The 1,294-nt window shown below is 62.7% G+C and carries 1 protein-coding gene; it reads right to left on the bottom strand.

What is annotated here, in order from left to right; translation table 11 throughout:
• Window positions 1-145: 145 nt before the first annotated feature.
• A complete protein-coding gene (locus AB1460_RS37540) occupies window positions 146-649 on the bottom strand; it encodes a hypothetical protein (RefSeq protein ID WP_368967326.1) in 504 nt (167 codons plus the stop codon).
• Window positions 650-1,294: the final 645 nt, after the last annotated feature.

The raw sequence follows: 1,294 nt of genomic DNA on the forward strand, positions 1-1,294 counted from the left end.
GTAACGCGCCACAGGTCATGGCCAGCCTGCGCAACCTCGCGATCGCGATCCTGCGCCTGACCGGCGTCACGAACATCGCCGCGGGAATCCGTCACCACGCCCGCCGCCCCGAACGCCCACTAGAGACGATCATGAAACTTGCTTGCTAACCGACAACTTTGCCGAGGCCCTGCCTGGTAGGTAGCCCCAGATCTCCTGGTAGACGGTGTCGGGATGCTTCCGAGCACAGGACCTTCCCCGGGCCGCGTAGATAGGTCTTGAGCTGCTTGTTGCCGATCTCGTGCTCCCACCTGTGCCGGTAGGCCCCGGCCAGGGTGGTCGCGGTCGCCTCCCGTGGGTCGAGGATGGTGGTGAGCAGGGCGATGATCTCGTGTTTCCCGTCGCCGTCGCGGTCGGGCACGTCGTACTCGACGAGACGGGCGTAGCGGGCCTTCGCCGGGTCGAGTGCCTCATCGGCCCGGGCCGCGGCGACGAGTGCGTCCCGCGCCTTCCCGGTGATCTTCGGGTTGACCAGGACCGTCCGGTACGAGCCGTCGGACAACGCGCGCAGCGGCGGCAGCCGCAGGCTGGCCTTGACCCGCCACAGCAACACGCCGCGCCGGTGTCCGCGGCCGTTGGCCTGTTCCCACCTGGGCGTGCGTCTCGGCATGCTCGACGCCCTCGCCCGCCTCACCCCGGGCCGTCCGTGGCTACCCGAAACCACCCCGGCCCTCACCGCCACCGTGTAAGTAGCCGTCCGTCACTGTCGATCAAGAGATAGCTGACCAGCCAGTAACCTCTCACGGGACTCTGACAGACAGGTGCTCGTGATACGCGTACACTTCGCACCATCTCAAACATAGGGGGCATCGTGGAGTCAATAGATGATCTCAGGCGACGGATAGCAGCGGAGAAGGCCGCGGAGCGAGCCGATTTGCATAGAAGAGCAGAGGACGCAGCGCGCGTCAATGCCCAGCAAGCTAGGCGACATCCATTTCGAGTTGATGTTGATGAGGAGCTGCAGAGGTTCCTCTCGCGCGAATTCGTCCCGGTTCTCCGACAGGAAAAAATTAAACCCTATCGTTGCCAATATCCTCAAAGATTTCGGCGAGCACTCGGACGGGACGGACAAATTCTTTATGCCTGGCCGTTGGGCTCCGAGCTGTATAAATCCTGTGTTGCCGTCGGGAGTGACTCGACACTAATCATGCTACAGAGAATAATCGAGCCTACTGGTAGGCTTCGTGCACCATGCATTGTCGCTACCAACGGGTGGCCTCTAGGACCAATGACACTTTCGTCCCCCAGTTGGGAC

The organism is Parafrankia sp. FMc2 (assembly GCF_041008525.1).
Classification (GTDB): Bacteria; Actinomycetota; Actinomycetes; order Frankiales; family Frankiaceae; genus Parafrankia.